This window comes from Fodinibacter luteus, assembly GCF_039541575.1.
Classification (GTDB): Bacteria; Actinomycetota; Actinomycetes; order Actinomycetales; family Dermatophilaceae; genus Fodinibacter; species Fodinibacter luteus.
The window spans coordinates 1-866 of record NZ_BAABGM010000044.1; the positions used below are offsets into that span (position 1 = coordinate 1).

Sequence of the window (866 nt, forward strand, 5' to 3'; positions counted from 1 at the left end):
GATCACGTGCACCGCGGCCGCCTCTGCGGCCGCCCCGTCCGCCCCGCCACCCTCGGCGTCCAGGCCGGAGGAGCGGGCGCACACCTGCGTCAACGCCTCGACCCGGCGCTGCCCCGCCGGGCGCAGGTCCCGCTCCCCCGTCACCTCGTTCGGTGCCGGCGCGGACAGCGGCCCGATCGCCGCCTCCAACACGGCCGCCTGCTCCGGGGTCATCAACAGCTGGTACTCGGTCAGGTCCCCCGACTCCACCATCGGCGCGGACAACCGCGCGGACTTCGCCAAGCGCTCCTGCAGGTCGTCGAGCGCACCCTGCCGGCCGTGCTCGGCCAACAGCCGCGGCCGCAACCGGCGCATCAGGGTCGGCCCCCACGCCACCCCCAGATCGAGCAACGCCCTCGTGACCGTGGGCACCGCCTCCTCGACGAGCAGGGGGACCAGCCGCTCCATCTCCCGGAGCACCGCAGTCGCCAGCGCCGGGGACACCGACCCCTCAGCCACCCCCGCCGCCACGATCCCCTCCACCGACTCCGGATCCAACCCCACCCCGTCCGGGTTCCACGCCGCCCCCGCCGGAGCCATCGTCGTCGCCACCTTCGCCACCTGGGCCGCCCCGCCCTGCCGCAGCGAGGGCGCGTGCTCGCGCACCCACGCGTGCGCGTTCGCACCGGACTCGGCGACCTCACCCCTGCTCAGGGCCTCCACCGTCACCGCCACCCGCGCCGCACCCGCCTTCGCCGCGACCCGGTCGGCCACCGTCATCCACTCCGCGAGCTCAGGACCCGACGCCTGCGCCAGCACCGCCTGCAACCCCTCCAGCGCCGTGGCAGCAGCCTCCACGACGGAGCGGCGCTCCCTCAGGCTCATCA

1 pseudogene is annotated in these 866 nt (G+C 75.8%); it reads right to left on the reverse strand.

Annotated features, from left to right (window positions below):
• Positions 1-866, reverse strand: a pseudogene (locus ABD899_RS18890) (HNH endonuclease signature motif containing protein); the annotation flags it as partial.